The organism is Methylobacter luteus IMV-B-3098 (genome assembly GCF_000427625.1).
Classification (GTDB): Bacteria; Pseudomonadota; Gammaproteobacteria; order Methylococcales; family Methylomonadaceae; genus Methylobacter; species Methylobacter luteus.
In genome coordinates this window covers 3,216,902-3,233,934 of record NZ_KE386569.1, presented here as the reverse complement: position 1 = coordinate 3,233,934, position 17,033 = coordinate 3,216,902, and the positions used below count along the sequence as shown (strand labels likewise).

At 47.7% G+C, this 17,033-nt stretch carries 17 protein-coding genes and 1 tRNA gene; 4 read left to right on the top strand and 14 right to left on the bottom strand.

Annotated features, from left to right (window positions below; all coding sequences use genetic code 11):
• Nucleotides 1-367: 367 nt before the first annotated feature.
• From METLU_RS0117085 to METLU_RS0117070, 4 genes are all read right to left on the bottom strand, one after another.
• A tRNA-Ser gene (locus tag METLU_RS0117085) sits at nucleotides 368-455 on the bottom strand.
• A 70-nt stretch (nucleotides 456-525) separates the two neighbouring features.
• Complete coding sequence (locus METLU_RS0117080) at nucleotides 526-2,430, bottom strand: ATP-binding cassette domain-containing protein (RefSeq protein ID WP_027159279.1); 1,905 nt, start codon at nucleotides 2,428-2,430, stop codon at nucleotides 526-528.
• A gap of 1 nt (nucleotide 2,431) precedes the next feature.
• Nucleotides 2,432-3,658, bottom strand: a complete 1,227-nt coding sequence (locus METLU_RS0117075) for a competence/damage-inducible protein A (protein ID WP_027159278.1) — start codon at nucleotides 3,656-3,658, stop codon at nucleotides 2,432-2,434.
• A 9-nt stretch (nucleotides 3,659-3,667) separates the two neighbouring features.
• The gene (locus tag METLU_RS0117070; protein WP_027159277.1) at nucleotides 3,668-4,591 is read right to left on the bottom strand and encodes an AEC family transporter; all 924 of its coding nucleotides are present in this window, start codon (nucleotides 4,589-4,591) and stop codon (nucleotides 3,668-3,670) included.
• 139 nt (nucleotides 4,592-4,730) lie between these two features.
• Here METLU_RS0117070 and pyrF point away from each other — a divergent pair, with 139 nt between their 5' ends.
• From pyrF to METLU_RS0117055, 4 genes are all read left to right on the top strand, one after another.
• Nucleotides 4,731-5,462 carry an orotidine-5'-phosphate decarboxylase gene (pyrF, locus tag METLU_RS0117065; RefSeq protein WP_027159276.1) on the top strand — a complete coding sequence of 244 codons (732 nt, stop codon included), beginning with the start codon at nucleotides 4,731-4,733 and terminating at the stop codon, nucleotides 5,460-5,462.
• A gap of 179 nt (nucleotides 5,463-5,641) precedes the next feature.
• A complete protein-coding gene (locus METLU_RS29215) occupies nucleotides 5,642-5,833 on the top strand; it encodes an urease accessory protein UreH domain-containing protein (protein ID WP_407939095.1) in 192 nt (63 codons plus the stop codon).
• Nucleotides 5,827-6,372: a sulfite exporter TauE/SafE family protein gene (locus tag METLU_RS25715; protein WP_407939117.1), complete on the top strand. Its 546-nt coding sequence runs from the start codon at nucleotides 5,827-5,829 to the stop codon at nucleotides 6,370-6,372. Before METLU_RS29215 ends, METLU_RS25715 begins: the two co-directional genes overlap by 7 nt.
• 9 nt (nucleotides 6,373-6,381) lie before the next feature.
• Nucleotides 6,382-7,338, top strand: coding sequence for a sigma-54 interaction domain-containing protein (locus METLU_RS0117055; RefSeq protein ID WP_027159275.1), 957 nt, complete (start codon nucleotides 6,382-6,384; stop codon nucleotides 7,336-7,338).
• Nucleotides 7,339-7,426: 88 nt separating this feature from the next.
• Here the strand turns inward: METLU_RS0117055 and METLU_RS0117050 are convergent, their stop codons facing one another.
• The 10 genes from METLU_RS0117050 to METLU_RS0117005 form a co-directional block, all read right to left on the bottom strand.
• Complete coding sequence (locus tag METLU_RS0117050; RefSeq protein WP_027159274.1) at nucleotides 7,427-8,161, bottom strand: PP2C family protein-serine/threonine phosphatase; 735 nt, start codon at nucleotides 8,159-8,161, stop codon at nucleotides 7,427-7,429.
• Nucleotides 8,162-8,920, bottom strand: coding sequence for a pyridoxine 5'-phosphate synthase (gene pdxJ / locus METLU_RS0117045; RefSeq protein WP_027159273.1), 759 nt, complete (start codon nucleotides 8,918-8,920; stop codon nucleotides 8,162-8,164).
• On the bottom strand, nucleotides 8,913-9,626 hold the full coding sequence (gene recO, locus METLU_RS0117040) for a DNA repair protein RecO (protein ID WP_027159272.1): 714 nt from the start codon (nucleotides 9,624-9,626) through the stop codon (nucleotides 8,913-8,915). Before recO ends, pdxJ begins: the two co-directional genes overlap by 8 nt.
• On the bottom strand, nucleotides 9,619-10,500 hold the full coding sequence (era, locus tag METLU_RS0117035) for a GTPase Era (RefSeq protein WP_027159271.1): 882 nt from the start codon (nucleotides 10,498-10,500) through the stop codon (nucleotides 9,619-9,621). The genes recO and era overlap by 8 nt, the downstream gene beginning before the upstream one ends.
• Complete coding sequence (gene rnc / locus METLU_RS0117030) at nucleotides 10,497-11,180, bottom strand: ribonuclease III (RefSeq protein ID WP_027159270.1); 684 nt, start codon at nucleotides 11,178-11,180, stop codon at nucleotides 10,497-10,499. Before rnc ends, era begins: the two co-directional genes overlap by 4 nt.
• Nucleotides 11,177-11,554 (bottom strand): DUF4845 domain-containing protein, encoded by a 378-nt coding sequence (locus METLU_RS0117025; protein ID WP_027159269.1) that lies wholly within the window; start codon nucleotides 11,552-11,554, stop codon nucleotides 11,177-11,179. The genes rnc and METLU_RS0117025 overlap by 4 nt, the downstream gene beginning before the upstream one ends.
• Before the next feature lie 43 nt (nucleotides 11,555-11,597).
• Complete coding sequence (lepB, locus tag METLU_RS0117020; protein ID WP_027159268.1) at nucleotides 11,598-12,374, bottom strand: signal peptidase I; 777 nt, start codon at nucleotides 12,372-12,374, stop codon at nucleotides 11,598-11,600.
• 33 nt (nucleotides 12,375-12,407) lie between these two features.
• Nucleotides 12,408-14,207 (bottom strand): translation elongation factor 4, encoded by a 1,800-nt coding sequence (lepA, locus tag METLU_RS0117015; protein ID WP_027159267.1) that lies wholly within the window; start codon nucleotides 14,205-14,207, stop codon nucleotides 12,408-12,410.
• Nucleotides 14,208-14,210: 3 nt separating this feature from the next.
• A complete protein-coding gene (locus tag METLU_RS0117010; protein WP_027159266.1) occupies nucleotides 14,211-15,611 on the bottom strand; it encodes a DegQ family serine endoprotease in 1,401 nt (466 codons plus the stop codon).
• 472 nt (nucleotides 15,612-16,083) lie between these two features.
• Nucleotides 16,084-17,031, bottom strand: a complete 948-nt coding sequence (locus tag METLU_RS0117005; protein ID WP_231383634.1) for a MucB/RseB C-terminal domain-containing protein — start codon at nucleotides 17,029-17,031, stop codon at nucleotides 16,084-16,086.
• Nucleotides 17,032-17,033: the final 2 nt, after the last annotated feature.

The following is a 17,033-nucleotide window of genomic DNA, read 5'->3' as shown; positions in this document are numbered from 1 at the left end:
ACGCTATTTTGAGACCTATGGGGTTGTTGCACCATTCAGCAACGCTATCAGTTCGGAATGGCTTGTGATGCATTTTTTTGCTTGTCCATATATCCAGCGAAGTTGCTTGAGATTTGCGGCAGGCTTTAAAGCTAAAGGTAAGCGCCGGCTTGATTTACGGTTTTCAGACTATGGATAACTTCCCTGGCTTCGAACGATTTTTGATGCTCAAGTGGGATAATACGCGCGGAAAAAAATCTTTTTCCGTCTGGCAAAGATAAGAAATTTTCGCCCCATCCATCTCTTTTTGTGTAACAGTCTTGTGTAGCAAAAACTGCTTAATTAGCGAGCCAGATGAGAATATTTTTATAAATCATAGGCTTATAATTGGCGGAGAGAAAGGGATTCGAACCCTTGATACGTTGCCGTATACACACTTTCCAGGCGTGCGCCTTCGACCGCTCGGCCATCTCTCCTGCTATCTTTTACCCAGAGGCTTGGGAAGCCGGCAAGGATAATCGAGATTGCATTTTGTTGCAATGACTTTTATCCGGCCAGTGCTTCCAGTTCATTCCATCTTTCGTAAACCTGCTCTAGCTGTGCCGTGGTTTTTTCCAGCTCAGTCAATGCCTTAGCAATGGTTTCCTTGTCGTTTTTATAAAAATTAGCGTCGTTGATTTGCTGATTCAATTCCGCCTGCTTTGCTTCCAGCTCGTCGATCATATCCGGCAATCTGTCCAGTTCCTGCTGCTCTTTGAAGCTGAGCTTTTTCTTCGTCGCGGTACGCTCGGCAGTATTCGTGGCCGGTTTTTCCTGCTTGACGGCCGTCGCCTTTCTGGCTACTTCGGCCTGTTTTGCCTGCTGGCAGTGGCTCATCCAGTCGGTATAGCCGCCGACGAATTCATCGACGCGGCCTGTGCCGTCGAGTACAAACACGCTGGTCACGACGTTGTCGAGAAACGCCCGGTCATGGCTGACCAACAGCAGGGTGCCATCATAGTTGACCAGCTTTTCCTCCAGCAATTCCAGTGTTTCCAGATCCAGGTCGTTGGTCGGCTCGTCCATGACGATCAGGTTGGCGGGCTTCGTGAACAGGCGTGCCAGCAACAGACGGTTTTTTTCGCCGCCCGACAGGCTCTTGACCGGCGAACGCGCTCTGGCCGGCGCAAACAGGAAATCGGCCAGATATGACATGACATGCCGTTTGCTGCCGGCAATCTCGACAAAATCATTGCCGTCGGCGACCGTATCGGCAACGGTCATCTCGGGATCGAGCTGATCGCGGAGTTGGTCAAAGTAGGCGATTTCGAGCCGGGCACCCTGCTCGACGGTGCCGCTGTCGGGCTCCAGCTGTTTTAACAACAATTTCAGTAAGGTGGATTTACCGGCGCCGTTGGGGCCGATCAAACCTATTTTGTCGCCGCGCTGAATCAGCGTGGAAAAGTGCGAGATGATCTGTCTGTCCTGGTAAGCGAAACTGATGTCGTTGACTTCAATCACTTTTTTGCCGGACGCATCGCCGCGCTCCAGCGCCAGCTTGCTGGTACCCTGCGCGTTACGGCGCTGGGCGCGTTCGTTGCGCAAGCGCTCCAATGCCCTGACCCGGCCTTCATTGCGTGTGCGCCGGGCTTTGATGCCCTGTCTGATCCAGACTTCTTCCTCGGCCAGCTTTTTATCGAATTCGGCATTCTGGTTGGCCTCGTCTTCCAGCGCGGCTGCCTTGCGGCGCAGGTAATCGTCGTAATTGCCCTGCCAGGAGACCAAGTTGCCTCGGTCCAGATCGATGATGCGGGTCGCCAGTTTTTGCAGGAAAGACCGGTCGTGCGTGACGAATAGTACGGCGCCCTGAAAATTCAGGATTTGTTCTTCCAGCCAGGTGATGCTTTCAAAGTCCAGATGGTTGGTCGGCTCATCCAGCAACAACACTTCGGGTTCTATGACCAATGCACGGGCCAAAGCGACGCGCCGTTTCCAGCCGCCGGACAGGCCGTTGATTTTCAGCTCGCCGGGCAAGTCCAGCTTGCTTAAAGTGGTTTCGACGCGCTGTTGAAAATGCCAACCGTTATGCGCCTCCAGCTTATGCTGGAGATCGCCCAGTTCCTGCAACGCTTTGTCATCGTCATGGGCCATCGATGACGACAGCGTATGGTAACGCGTGATCCACTGCCCCAGTTCACCCAGACCGCCGGCTACGGCATCGTAGATTGTCGCATCGTCGGGCAGCTCGGGCGCCTGCTCCAGCCAGGCCAGTTTTAATTCGGGCTGCCGCCAGATGTCGCCGTGATCGGCATGGACGTTACCGGCGATGATTTTCATCAACGTGGACTTGCCTTCTCCGTTGCGGCCTAACAGCCCCACTCTTTCTCCGGCATCCAGCTGGAAATCGGCGTTCTGTAACAAGGCGTGGGTGCCGTAGGCGATGGAAATATTGGTTAATCGTAATAAAGGCATGTTAAATTTCTTTGTGTTGTAAATAGCGTCGTAATAAATCCAGCGCCAGTAACGCGGCTTGGTTTTGTTTGCGCTTGATGGGACCGGCTACGGTCTGTGTCGATTGATAAAATCCGTCTTCGGTCAGCAGTACATTATATAGAACAATGGGCTGATCCTTATCGTGAAATGTGTCGTCATCGCCGGTATAAAGCTGGACCAGCGCAAAATCGCTCCCACCCGACTTTCTCATGGCGTCGGCAATTTCCTTTGCCGACGCCATGAGATCATCATGATGGACAGGCACCGCAAATCGTTGCCCCAGGCTGTCCAGCGACCGGTCAAAGAGCGTACCAAGCAACCATGGCATACCGATACATTTCGCTGCCAGCAATCCCTGGCTGGCTGTTTCTATCACAGTCAATGTATGCTTGCCTGCCTGCATCAGCCGGTCTATGACGGCAACCAGATCGCCTGCGGCTTCACTGAGGCCATCAATACCGAAAACCGCATTGCCTAATTGTTCAATAACATTGGACACTAATGAGGCCATTGCAGTTTCAGAGTAACCATAAGGAAACAATAATTTGGTTTGGACGTCGTCGATGCCGGCACGAAAGCCCAGCTGAACCTGCTCAGGGATGGTGATCGTAGCTATCCGTTGCTGAATATCCGATTCGCCGATGCCCACTGTTCTTATCGTAACGAGCCGGCCGGGCTGCAATGAAAAACAGCTTGCCAATGTCGGCCTGATCTTTTCCAGAAACAAATGGCGCATTTCGAACGGCACGCCGGGTATGAAGGCAAACCAGCAGCGTCCATGCTTTAACGAGAAGCCTGGTGCCGTACCCCATTCGTTGTCGATGCGTTCAGACCCTTCTGGCAGCATGGCCTGCTTTCGGTTCGATTCGGGCATGGGTCGGTTTCTGTTGTCAAAAAACCGTTTGATTTGCGCAAAGGCAATCTCGTCAAATTCCAGCATCAGGCCAAACGCTCTGGCTACTGCTTCAGCGGTCAAATCATCACTGGTGGGTCCGAGTCCTCCGGTGCAAATACAGCAGTCCGCGCGCCGCGCGATTTCGCGCAGCAGCTCGGTCAGGTCGTTGAGGTTATCGCCTACGGCCGTGTGCCGCGCTACGGTAAAGCCCATCTGCACGGCCTGTTGAGCCAGCCAGGCCGCATTGGTATCGACCGTCTGCCCGGTCACGATTTCTTCGCCTTGCGAGAAGATTTCCAGCGTTGGATTCATATCTCTCCCTTAACCGGTTGTCAGCAGACTATGCCAGAACGGCAGCGTCACCAAACTCAAGGCCGTCGTCACCGTGACGGCCATTGCATACAGCGAACTGTCCAGATGATAGCGGTCGCAGAATACGATGCCCAGCACCATGCTCGGCATGGCCATTTCCAGGATCGCAGGCGCTTTATACCGCTCTTCCATATTCAAATAACTAATAAGTGCGACCGCAAACAGCGGCATCAATGCCATTTTTATCAGTATCACCGGCGTCACATAAGGAAGATTGCGCACTGTCACGGCTCTCCAGCTTAATGCCAGACCCAGCGAGAACAGCATCAGCGGCACGACTGCAGCGGACAATTTTTGCAGCGCGCCGGTCAGCCAGACCGGCGCCACCATGCCGTTGAGATTCAGACCGACAGCAACGGCAGCGGCCCAGAACGGCGGGGCATTTAGAAAGGACAAGATCGACTTTTGGCTTTCGGCATGATCTTCTCCATAATGGCGCACAATCATGATCCCTACGGTAAACAGTATCGGCGCCGTTGCGAACAGATCAACCTGTATCGCGACCGATCGCGCCCAACTGCCGAAAGTCTGTTCCAGCACCGGCAGGCCCAGATACGTCACATTCGGAAAAGCCGTTGCCAGTATCATCGCTCCCAAACGCTTGTCCTCGAATTTAAACACGCGCCCCACCAGCCAGATACTGACCATGGCAAAAGCAATGCAGCCAGCTCCTAACAGCGTATATTGCAGCGAATGCACGCCGATATCGGCCGACCACAGCACTTCCAGCACCATGGCCGGCAGCAATAAATAGTAAACAACCGTGGTCAGCGCCAGCCTGACCTGCTCTGCCAACAGCCCGGCAGGCTTTAGGATGCGCCATCCGGCTCCGCAGGCGATCAGCAAGGTCATTTGTATCAGTGTTGAGTTCATAGTCCGTCAATTATTATGTTTTGCCAATTTTAACATTCCCCGCCAAAACAAGTTCCGGTAATATAGGCCGACTAACTGGCCGGCCGACCAATCAGTCGCCTCTTTATAATACCTTGCGCCTTTTACGAGTTCTGAACCTATGACCACATTCCTTTCAACCAAACCTATCCCTGTCCGCGAACGTCTGATTATGGCGCTAGACCTGCCCAGCATTCCCGAAGCTCAGGCTATCGTCGAAGAACTCGGTGATTCGGTGATTTTTTACAAGGTCGGAATGGAACTGTTCATGTCCGGCGATTATTTTGGATTTATCGAGTGGCTGAAACAGCGCAATAAGAAAGTGTTCGTTGATCTGAAATTCTTCGATGTACCGGCTACGGTCGGACGCGCTATCAAGGCTTTAAGCAGCAAGGGTGTGGATCTGGCAACCATTCACGGCAACGATGCCATCATGGAGGCGGCCGCCAAGGAAAAAGGCGATCTCAAGGTGCTGGCGGTCACGGCCTTGACCAGTCTGGACCGGGGCGATCTGGATGATCTGGGTTTTAAATGCGATGTCAGGGATCTGGTGTTGTCACGCGCCAGACGGGCTTTGCAGATCGGTTGTGACGGCATTGTTTCATCAGGACTGGAAGCGCCCATGCTCAGAACAGAGCTGGATCATCGCTTGCTAATTATTACGCCCGGCATCCGGCCGGTCGATAATCGGGTTGAAGACGACCAGAAACGCGTAGTCAGTGTCGAAGACGCGTTCCAGAACGGAGCCGATTATATCGTTGTCGGTCGCCCCATACGCGATGCCGAGAACCGCAAAGCCATGGCCGAGAAGATTCAAGAGCAAATCCTTGCGCAGTTTCAGCAACCTCAATAGCTTTCACTTCAACGATGCGCTTCAATAAGAAAGGTAAAAAGCTCGGCAGAGCCTCTCGTCAGTCTGGACCTGGTTCAAATCGATCCGTTGACTGGTATTTAAATTAACCGATTTATACAAAACAACTTTTAATGCTGACTATTTGTATATATTCATCTCTGTGGTATCGTTGATCGGTTATGGAATTTGATCTTGCTTTTAATGCTTCTTATTTAGTCGCTTTTACGATGGGCCTGTTCAGCAGTATGCACTGCATAGGCATGTGCGGCTCAATTATCGGCACACTAACATTAAGCCTCAGCCCTGAAATCCGTAACAAAAAACTCGCCTTTTTCCGTTTGTATTTAATTACAACCTCGGGCGCATCATAAGTTACGCAATAGCTGGGGCATTAGCGGGCATTATCGAGTTAATACTCACCATGCCGCTCAGTCATGATGGCCAAGGGCATAGATTGTTGCAATTATTGTCTGCGGCAGTCATGACCGGCGCAGGCCTTTACATTGCAGGTTGGTTCCCGCGTTTCGCTTATATTGAAAAAGCCGGAACCCATATCTGGAAAAAAATTGAACCGTTTGGCCGCAAGCTCATTCCGGTAAAGAACTGCACCCAAGCCTTTTTTTTCGGCATAGTTTGGGGCTGGTTGCCTTGTGGTTTGGTCTATTCCGGTCTTACGCTGGCAGCAACGACCGGTGATATTGTTAAAAGTTCCCTGACAATGCTGAGTTTCGGATTGGGAACTTTACCTGCCGTCATGGGAGTGGGTATAATGACCGGAATATTAGCAAGGTTATCCAGAATGCAATATTTCAAGCAGACTGTCGGTCTGTTGATGATTGCACTGGCGCTAATAGCTGCGATGCCATGGCTTAACCCCTATGCACTAACAATACATCTAAGAAATCATTAAGAGGCAACTATGGGTCATTTTAATTCTATCATTGGGCAATCTCCTGCATTAGATTCTTTAATTCGCAGCGCCAAAATGGTTGCTGCCACTGATGTAACGGTATTAATTAAAGGTGAAACCGGCACAGGCAAGGAAGTGTTGGCCACCGCGATCCAAAAATCCAGTCCTCGCGCCAGCAAAGCCTTTATTACATTGAATTGCGCCGCATTGCCCGAGAGCCTGATTGAATCGGAATTATTCGGCCATAAAAAAGGCTCGTTTACGGGTGCCACCGCCAACAAGCAAGGCCTGTTTCAGGTCGCTGATGGCGGCACCTTGTTTCTTGATGAAATCAATTCATTACCCGTCTCCATTCAAGCTAAACTGTTGCGTTTTCTGGAGTCTGGAGAATGCCTGTCGGTCGGTGATATTAAACCGTATAAAGTCGATGTCCGCGTTATTGCGGCGACCAATGCCGACCTGAACAAACAGATCGATGCCGGCGAGTTTAGACAGGATTTGTACTTCCGGTTAAATGTCGTGCCTCTGGAATTGCCTCCGCTGGCACAACGTACCGAGGATATTGAGCATCTCATAAAGCATTTTCTGACTTTTTTCGCAGACATACACTATATAACAGCGCCCAAATTCAGCAAGCAGGCATTGAAAATTCTGAAAGGTTACCAGTGGCCCGGCAATATCCGTGAACTGCGTAACTTATGCGAAAGACTCAGCATTTTATTGGCCGGCAAGACTATCGAACCGGAAAATCTGCCGCATGAATTTAGCGTCTATAGCCGCAATGCCAAAGCCACTCCGTTCACGCTGCCTGAAGTTGGCCTGCAACTGGATGCCTTGGAAGCCGACTTGATCCATCAGGCACTAAGCCGAACTCAAGGCAACCGCAGCAAATCGGCAAAATTGCTGGGCATTTCCAGAGATACACTGCTCTACCGCATGCAAAAGCATGGTTATGCCTCACACTAAAACAAATCTGCATAATTTCGATGAGAATCGCTACAGACGAAATGCGCCGACTCTGTTTAATACCGCTTAGTTTTCAATCCTGGCTTCATCAATAGCATCTTATCCACTGCGCGGTAACATTATCGCTTTTGCCATTCCCGCGCAGTATCGTTAACCGTACCATCTTGCTCAATTCAGCTTTGCCAATGCCTGGCTGAGCCAGTTGCAATAGCTCGTGTTGTTTTATATTTCCCCAAAAACCATCGCTGCATAGAATAAAAGTTTCCCCTTTTTCCATGGCCGGATATAAGCAAATCTCCGCATCATGCGCTCTTAACGCACTTATACTGCGCGTCAATTGATTCTGACAGGGATGCCGCGCCATTTGCTCCTCTGAAAGCTCGCCTTGATTTACCAGTTGCTGTATAACTGAATGGTCCTGTGTATGCCACAAAATCTGTTGCGGATTTATTCTATAAATTCGCGTATCACCGCAATGGGCCGTCAGTACAAACCGCTTATTAATATAAAGAATGGCGCACGTTGTGCATGCTTGCTCAACAGATCTATCTTGGCCGAATAACCGTTTCATTTCATTAACAGCATCGGCTATCCAGACCGAAATCATTGCGGATGGATTGCGTGCAATCAGCTTGCTGTAAGCCTCAGCAAATCGCAGCATGCTTTGACAAAAATAACGGGAAGCTTTTTCTCCGGCAGAATGACCTCCCAGACCGTCGGCGACTATAAACAGCGCATAAGAATCATTGACGATATGCGCCATAAAATCCTGATTGATCTCTCGATCGCCTGCCGAAGTTAATTGATAGAATTCCAGGTTCACTTACTTTTCGCAATAAGGACTCGCCAGCCTTGCATTTCTCATAACTCGCTTCAAATCCCTAACCGTTTGGGACAAGCCCGAGAATATTGCCTGAGCGATAATCGAATGCCCGATATTCAGCTCAATCAGTTCAGGTATCGCGCATATCGCTTCAACATTATGAAAATGCAGACCATGTCCGGCATTGACTTGCAATCCCGCACTATGCGCATATCTCGCGGCCCGCCTGATGCGCTCCAGTTCGTCGATGTGCTGCACAGAATTCTTAGCCTCGGCATAGCGCCCGGTATGTAATTCCACAACCGGTGCCCTGGCTTTTACGGCAGCGTCAATCTGGGCTTCATCAGGATCAATGAAAAGAGATACCTCGACATCGACCCCTGCCAATTGCTCACAAGCCCATTGCATGCGAGACAGATTGCCGGCCACATCCAGGCCGCCTTCAGTGGTCAATTCTTCGCGTTTTTCAGGTACGAGACAACAGGCATAAGGTTTGACTTGTCTCGCAATGCCGATCATCTCATCGGTCACCGCCATTTCCATATTCAGCCGGGTATGAATCATGTCTTTCAACAAAAAAATATCCCTATCCTGAATATGGCGGCGATCCTCGCGCAAATGCGCGGTAATCCCGTCGGCGCCGGCCTGCTCCGCTATTAATGCGGCCTGAACCGGTTCCGGATACATCGTTCGTCGCGCTTGCCTTAAGGTAGCGACATGGTCGATATTGACACCTAATAAAATTAAGTTCTTATTCATTTTTTAATATGCCTGATATTTTATTGATAACCGCTCGGCTTTTAAGCGGCTTACCCTGTAGATGAGAATCTATGACTGTTCTCATCAGTATTTTTGCTTCGACTAAGACCAAGGGATCGGCGAACTCCCTGGACTTTATCGCCAGCAGAACCTTTCCGGAAAAGCGTCCATCCACGGATTCAACTACCCCCTGCTGCGCATCAAGTACGTAATGCTTTAACGGATTCACCGGGGCGCCATTTACATCACGTTCCAGTTGCATCCCGTAGCCGACATGGTCCATAAGATTTAATTCAAATAATCGCAATGTTGCCTCTATGTTCTCGCCGCTCGATAAGCGCAATAAACAGGCTGCGTAATCGTCGAATACTTCAGGGTGCGGATCGAATCTATGCAGAAAGCGAGTGGCCAGCTCATTAATGTAAAAGCCGCAGTAAAAAGCAAGCCCTTCCAGTTGCACTAACGGTTGAGCGATTTCAACATTCGTCAGCGTTTTTAGCTCTGCCTTGCCGATATAGGAAATAAGTAACGGAATAAAAGGCTGCAACACCCCGGCAGTTTTGGACTTTGATTTTCTTACGCCTTTTGCCACCAGAGAAAGCCTGCCGAAATCTCTGGTTAACACATCAATGATCAGGCTGGTTTCCCGGTATTTGCAGTGCTGTAAAATAAAAGCAGGTTGTAGATAAACCGCTGATTCAGTCATTAAACCCTAAATTTTGCAGCGCGCGCTCATTATCCGACCAACCTTTTTTAACCTTAGCCCAAAGCTGCAAATAAACTTTCTGGCCAATCAATTTCTCGATATCGTGCCGGGCATCCGTACCAACTTTCTTCAACATTTCACCTTCCTTGCCAATAACGATATTTTTCTGGGTCGGCCGCTCCACCCAAATGATGGCGTAGATCTTGGTAATCTCAGGCTTCTCTTCATAACGCTCAATCTCGACCGTCAATGCATAGGGCAGCTCGTCACCCAATCTTCGGGTCAGCTTTTCCCTGACGATTTCCGCGCATAGAAAACGCTCGGGGCGGTCTGTGATCTGGTCTTCAGGATAAATCAACTCCCCCTCGGGCAGCAGTTGCATAACCGCATTTTCAAGCTGATCAAGGTTAGTGCCTTTCAATGCAGAGATGGGAATCAAATGCTCAAACGGAAACCGGTGCTGCGCTTCGGCAAAGAAAGCCAGAATCGCGTCCTTGTCTTTGACTTTGTCGACTTTATTGACGGCTAAAATAACCGGCAAACCGGCCTGCTCCAGTTTTTTGAAGATAACTTCATCGTACTCATGCCAGGATAAACCGTCGATCAGCCAGACAACCACATCGACTCCCAGGAGAGTCGTATCGGCCGTCCTGTTCAAATAACGGTTCAGTGCTCTCTTTTCACTGTCGTGCATGCCCGGCGTATCCATATAGATAGCCTGACCTGCCTCTGTCGTATTGATGCCGAGAATTCGATGCCGGGTAGTTTGTGGCTTACGGGATGTGATGCTGATTTTTTGTTTCAGCAAATGGTTCATCAATGTGGATTTACCGACATTGGGGCGCCCGATCAGCGCTACGTAACCGCAATTCATTTATTGTTTTCACTCAGTAATTTGAGCATTTGTTCAGCCGCCGCCTGTTCTGCTCTTTTTCGGGAAATCCCTGTACCGATGCAAGTTTCGGATATCAGAGAGATTGTGCATTTGACTTTAAACGTTTGCTCATGCGCGAGTCCGGACGTAGTCATTAAAATATATTCGGGCAATTCCATTTTCTTTGACTGCATCAACTCCTGCAATTGGGTTTTAGGATCTTTCTGCCAGTTATTCAAAGATAAGTTCGCCAGTTTCTCCGCGAATAACTCCAATATCCACCGCTGACAACTTTCTATGCCCTGATCTATGAACAATGCGCCCATAATAGCTTCCAAAGCATCGGATAAAATGGAATCCCGGCGGAAACCACCACTCTTTAGTTCCCCTGAACCCAGCAGCAAATAGTCGCCGACTTGATGTTTTCTGGCCAAGTCCGCCAATGAACTTTGATTGACCAGGCTGGCTCTCAACCGGCTTAACACGCCTTCGCTGGCATCAGGAAATAAATCGTACAACTTCTGGGCAATGACAAAACCCAATATTGAATCACCTAAAAACTCCAAACGCTCGTTATTATGAGCGCCTGCACTTCGATGGGTTAAAGCCCTGGTAAAAAGCTGTGGATTGTTAAATACCAATCCAAGCTTTTTACATAATACGGTAGGCTTTCTTATCACTCCTGACCAACCTCAATAAAATCATAGAATTCGGCTAACACACTGAGGTTACCGAAAATTTTCACCACAGTCTCGTATTCAATTTCCACTTTTATATAATTGCCACGCTTGGTGACCTTTATATCATCCTTGGTCACATCATAGACATAATTCATAGTGAAGCGTTTATTAAGAATGGATCTGGCTTCTTGTTCGCTTTTGGTTTGAATGTCAACAGTCTCTTCAAGGGCGGCCAATGCATTAACGACTTTGCTGTGATCTATGTATATCGGTGCAATTTTCAACACCAATAAAACAAAGAAAGCGATCAGTCCCAGAATAAAAGCTATTGAGATCAAAGTGAGCCCTTGCTGGCGTTTAGGCGATAAATTCATATTTCCTCCGAACAATTTAAATAAATACCTACATAAGTGTAGTTTATTTCAGCACGGTGCCAATACGATCGAGGCCTACGCCTTTATGCTGCCAATCCCAGCTCATCCAGATAAAAAATGCCTTGCCCACCAGATTCTCTTCAGGAACGACGCCCCAATAGCGGCTGTCATTACTGTTATCCCGGTTATCGCCCATCACAAAATAGCTTCCTGCCGGCACGACAAAAACACCTTCAACCGTAGGTGATCCGTTTCTGATCAGAATGCTGTGTTCGATGCCGGTCAAATCTTCTATCCGGTGTTCAGCTCCAGTCATTTCCTGGCCTTGGCCTATACCCTGATAAGCTCCTAATGGAACCTGATTAACAGGCACGTCGTTGATATATAGTTTTTTATTGTAATAAGCAACTTTGTCTCCCGGCAAGCCCACCACGCGCTTTATATAATCAACGGAAGGATCTTTAGGATAGCGGAACACGACGATATCGCCCCGCTGTGGCTCATTCAGTTCAATGATTTTTTTATTTATAACTGGCAGGCGTATACCGTAAGTGAACTTATTGACCAGTATAAAATCACCGATCAGCAATGTCGGCATCATGGAGCCTGAAGGAATACGAAAAGGCTCGGCCAAAAATGAGCGAAGCAACAAAACGATCAGTACGATAGGAAAAAAAGAACGCGCATACTCTACAATTAAAGGCTCTTTTTTGTCGACGAAAATACCTGCGTCGGGTTTGCGCATTAACAGGTAACCACCCCAGATTACACCAGTAATAACAGTGGCGATCAAAAGAAAGAAGGAAAAATCAAAGTCCATAATATAGTGTGTAATGAAGGTGAAAATTTTGAGTTATTCTTTGTTGAGCTGCAAAACAGCCAGGAATGCCTCTTGAGGAATCTCAATATTGCCCACCTGTTTCATCCGTTTCTTACCTGCTTTTTGTTTTTCCAACAGTTTTTTCTTACGAGTAATGTCGCCGCCATAACATTTGGCCGTGACATTTTTTCGCATGGCTTTAACGGTCGATCTGGCGATAATTTTGGAACCGATGGCAGCCTGTATCGCAACTTCATACATCTGCCGCGGAATCAGGTCTTTCATTTTTTCGACCAGATCGCGCCCTCGGTTCTGGCTTTGATCGCGATGAACTATGATCGACAAGGCATCGACCTTATCCGCGTTAATCAGTACATCCAGCTTAACCAGTGCGGCTTCCTGAAAGCGTAAAAATTCATAATCAAACGAGGCAAACCCTCTGCTCACTGACTTCAGACGATCGAAGAAATCCAGCACAACTTCACTCAGCGGCATCTCATAATGTATGGATACCTGCCTGCCGACATATTGCATATCTTTTTGTACGCCGCGCTTTTCTATACATAATGTGATGACGGCGCCGAGATAATCTTGCGGAACCAGAATATTGGCTCGAATAATCGGCTCCCTGATTTCCTTAATGGTTCCGATATCAGGCAATTTAGCCGGATTATCGACCATGAGAACTTGCCCACCATGAGTAACAACCTCATAAACCACGGTAGGCGCTGTAGTAATCAGATCGACATCGTATTCCCTTTCCAGACGCTCCTGTACAATTTCCATATGGAGCATGCCAAGAAACCCGCAGCGAAAACCGAAACCTAACGCTTGTGATGTTTCCGGTTCAAACTGCAACGCTGCATCATTCAAATTCAATTTAGTCAGTGCTTCGCGCAGATCTTCGTAATGATCGGAACTGACCGGATAGAGGCCTGCAAAAACTCGCGGTTGAACGCGCTGAAAGCCTGTCAACTGTTCAGTCGCAGGCTTATCGGCCCAGGTGATCGTATCGCCGACCGGCGCCCCGAAAATGTCTTTGATGCCTGCAACAACAAAACCTACCTCACCGGTATTTAAAAGTTCTTTTTCGAAACGTTTGGGCGTAAACACACCGACTTTTTCGACGATAAAGGACTTGCCGGTCGACATGATAGTGATCTTCTGCTTTCTTCGAATACTGCCATGAACGATTCTGACCAAAGACACCACGCCCAGATAACTGTCAAACCAGGAGTCAATAATCAGAGCCTGCAGAGGGCCATCCGGATTACCTTCAGGAGCAGGAATTTTAGCCACCAATTGCTCGAGGACTTCCCCCACACCCAAGCCTGTTTTAGCGCTGATCTTTGGCGCGTCATCGGCCGGGATACCAATAACATCCTCTATTTCCGTGATTACCCGCTCAGGCTCGGCGGAAGGCAAATCTATCTTGTTCAGAACAGGGAGCACTTCCAGTCCCTGTTCTATCGCCGTATAACAGTTGGCAACGCTCTGGGCTTCAACGCCCTGTGCCGCATCAACAACCAACAGCGCACCTTCGCAAGCAGCTAGTGACCTGGAGACTTCATAGGAAAAATCAACATGCCCTGGCGTATCAATGAAGTTAAGCTGATACGTTTCACCATCTTTCGCTTTAAAGTCGAGCGTAACACTCTGCGCTTTAATGGTAATCCCACGTTCCTTCTCAATATCCATAGAATCGAGCACTTGCGCTGACATCTCCCTGTTAGTAAGGCCTCCACATATCTGAATGAAGCGATCCGCAAGTGTCGATTTACCATGATCAATATGCGCAATAATGGAAAAGTTTCTTATATGCTTTAAATCCACGTGTTATTTTTCTATTTTAAGTGCCAAAAAGACCGGACTGCCTTGACGCTGAATCAGAACAGCGATTGATTTGCCGACCGGAAGATTTTTGACTATTTTATCAAAATCAGCCACATCACGAATGATATTATTCTGAATTCGTAAAATCACATCACCACGCTGGATGCCTGCATCCCTGCCAGGACCTTTTGCGATATTTTGCACTAGGACACCGTTTTGAATAACCTGCAGCTGCTCTCTTTGCTCATTGGTCAAATCTGTAACATTAATACCTAAACGATTGTCAGGTTTCGCTTCCACTTTAGCTTCGTCTACTTTTTCAACTTCTTCCGGTAAAAGCCCGACTGTCACAGTCAACGTTTTAGTCTCACCTTGCCGAATGATTTTAACTGTTGCCTTATCACCAATAGGCGTCATGCCTACCATAGGCGGTAATTCACCGGAAGTTTCAATCTGCTGGCCGTTAAACTCCGTGATAATATCGCCAATCTGTATACCGGCTTTCTCTGAAGGGCTGCCAGCAATTATCTTGGATACCAAAGCTCCCTGAGTTTTTTTCATACCAAATGATTCGGCCAATTCACGGGTCACATCCTGAATCTGCACGCCCAACCAGCCACGAGCAACTTTACCGCTGGATTTTATCTGATCGACAACATTCATAACGATGTCCATTGGAATGGCGAATGAGAGCCCCATGAAACCACCGGTACGGCTATAAATCTGTGAATTGATACCAACAACTTTGCCATCCATATTGAACAACGGACCGCCGGAATTTCCCGGGTTGATCGCCACGTCCGTTTGTATGAACGGCACATAATTGCCCCCAGGCAAACTGCGGCCTTTTGCGCTGACAATGCCGGCTGTCACTGACTGCTCGAATCCGAAAGGCGAACCGATGGCTAAAACCCATTCGCCAACCTGCAATTGATTGGGATTACCAATATCAACCACCGGTAAATCAGTAGCATCAACTTTCAATACGGCAACATCGGTACGCGCATCGGAACCTATCAGCTTAGCCAGTAATTCACGACGGTCAGACAACTTAACTACGATCTCATCCGCATCCTTCACTACATGATGATTGGTTAACACATAACCGTCTTGGGAAATAATAAAGCCCGACCCTAAAGACTTAGTCTCTCTCGGTATATATCCACCTCCCTGACCATTGAAAAAATGTTTGAACAGCTCCTCCATCTCGGGAGGAATACCTTCAGGTAATTGTGGCTCTTGCGCCAGATCATCTGCTTCCGGAGGCGCTTTCTGAGTGGTACTGATATTAACCACAGCCACACCATTTCTTTTTACCATCTCAGTAAAATCCGGTAATTGCGCAAAAGCATTTTGATTACACAGAAGAACCAGAAAAAAAGACCATATAAGCTTATTGAGCATAAAAACTCCATTTCCAATCATTAATAATGAATAACTTATAATTTAAGAAACCAATAACTTTTACAAAATACTTCATTAACAAAGACCTTGCATCTATTAAAATCAGTTGTGTCAACGAGAGAAGGGGAAGTCTGCCGCACGCTTGCATTCGAACTTACAAAGCGAGTATTAAAATTGCCTAGCTATCGGATATATGCAAATAAAGTAAAGCCAGAATATTATTTACTGAGATTTTAATCACAACATCTCTCCGCCCCATTTATTCCGCAGCCGCATAGACTCCTGCTTCATTGACGAATGAAGAAACGAGCGTCATGCAGATTTCTTAAAATATGTTCCGGAGCAACTAAATGAATATCGGACTTATAGATCGCCGCAGGATGCCGTTCTATTTATGGACATGAAAATATCGATGATATTCAGAACATGGTTGCCATTTATCGTTGTCATACAACCATAATTTATTAATCTTCTAATGCCGCAGCTTAATACCCTCGGCAATAAATTTAACTGTTTTTGCCGGCACCTCGCCCATTACCGTAAGCTGCCAATCATCTATTGTCCGGCTAAAAGAATTCACTGCGCCTACCGACTGCAGTCCTTGCTGCATAGCTGTATTTTTATTTTCCATATAAACTGAAACCGCAGCAAAACCGTCACTTAATAGCAGATGGTCAACCGGCTGATTAGAATTATGCATAGGTCGGCGAGTAAAAAATATTTCTTCGAAACCAAGTGGCAGATTATTTACAATAAAAGCCGCTTGATTCGATGCCTGAGCCTGTAATTGATGGATATGCTTCACGGCTCCCGTTGTTTCTCCGAACTTGGCCTCGACAAAGGGCAATGTTTCTTTAACCTCCAAATCCGTAAAAACAACCTGTTCCAAAACCGTGCCTGACAGATCATATACGGCTACTTTAAGCGGCAAAAACTGCTGCTGTTCTATCCATATTTTTCTGACATACCTAAAATCATCTTTAGGCTGAATGGTAATAACATGGGTCGGCAACATAGCCACATTTTCCTCGCCGACAACTTTGAAATCGTAAACAGCGCTCATCTCATCTAAGTTTTGAGGCAAATCGATTAAGAAAGAGCGTCCTACGGGTCGATGGTCAACCACAACTTGTTGGGTGGACTTGAATAAACAACTGACTTTATCAGCATCCCTGATAATTTCGCGTAGCGGGGAATTTAGTGATAACAGGCGTTCTTGCTCAATACCTTTTTCGGCTGCATGAAAATATTTCATGGTCTCCAGCTTGCCGTTTCTTAAAAACGCAACAGTACCTTGATAATTTAGGGCTCGCATGGCGTGAGTCATTTTTGTTAATGCCTGCCGAGCATTCAGTTCAAGATCTGCCGCAAAAACCGTTCTTGTTGATAAAAGCAACACAAGAAAAAAACGTTTTACCACTT

What these genes read in the sequence shown, in the direction of transcription:
- METLU_RS0117080 (WP_027159279.1), bottom strand. Translation starts at nt 2,430, where the DNA reads ATGCCTTTATTACGATTAACCAATATTTCCATCGCCTACGGCACCCAC.
- METLU_RS0117075 (WP_027159278.1), bottom strand. Translation starts at nt 3,658, where the DNA reads ATGAATCCAACGCTGGAAATCTTCTCGCAAGGCGAAGAAATCGTGACC.
- METLU_RS0117070 (WP_027159277.1), bottom strand. Translation starts at nt 4,591, where the DNA reads ATGAACTCAACACTGATACAAATGACCTTGCTGATCGCCTGCGGAGCC.
- pyrF (WP_027159276.1), top strand. Translation starts at nt 4,731, where the DNA reads ATGACCACATTCCTTTCAACCAAACCTATCCCTGTCCGCGAACGTCTG.
- METLU_RS29215 (WP_407939095.1), top strand. Translation starts at nt 5,642, where the DNA reads ATGGAATTTGATCTTGCTTTTAATGCTTCTTATTTAGTCGCTTTTACG.
- METLU_RS0117055 (WP_027159275.1), top strand. Translation starts at nt 6,382, where the DNA reads ATGGGTCATTTTAATTCTATCATTGGGCAATCTCCTGCATTAGATTCT.
- pdxJ (WP_027159273.1), bottom strand. Translation starts at nt 8,920, where the DNA reads ATGAATAAGAACTTAATTTTATTAGGTGTCAATATCGACCATGTCGCT.
- recO (WP_027159272.1), bottom strand. Translation starts at nt 9,626, where the DNA reads ATGACTGAATCAGCGGTTTATCTACAACCTGCTTTTATTTTACAGCAC.
- era (WP_027159271.1), bottom strand. Translation starts at nt 10,500, where the DNA reads ATGAATTGCGGTTACGTAGCGCTGATCGGGCGCCCCAATGTCGGTAAA.
- METLU_RS0117025 (WP_027159269.1), bottom strand. Translation starts at nt 11,554, where the DNA reads ATGAATTTATCGCCTAAACGCCAGCAAGGGCTCACTTTGATCTCAATA.
- lepB (WP_027159268.1), bottom strand. Translation starts at nt 12,374, where the DNA reads ATGGACTTTGATTTTTCCTTCTTTCTTTTGATCGCCACTGTTATTACT.
- METLU_RS0117010 (WP_027159266.1), bottom strand. Translation starts at nt 15,611, where the DNA reads ATGCTCAATAAGCTTATATGGTCTTTTTTTCTGGTTCTTCTGTGTAAT.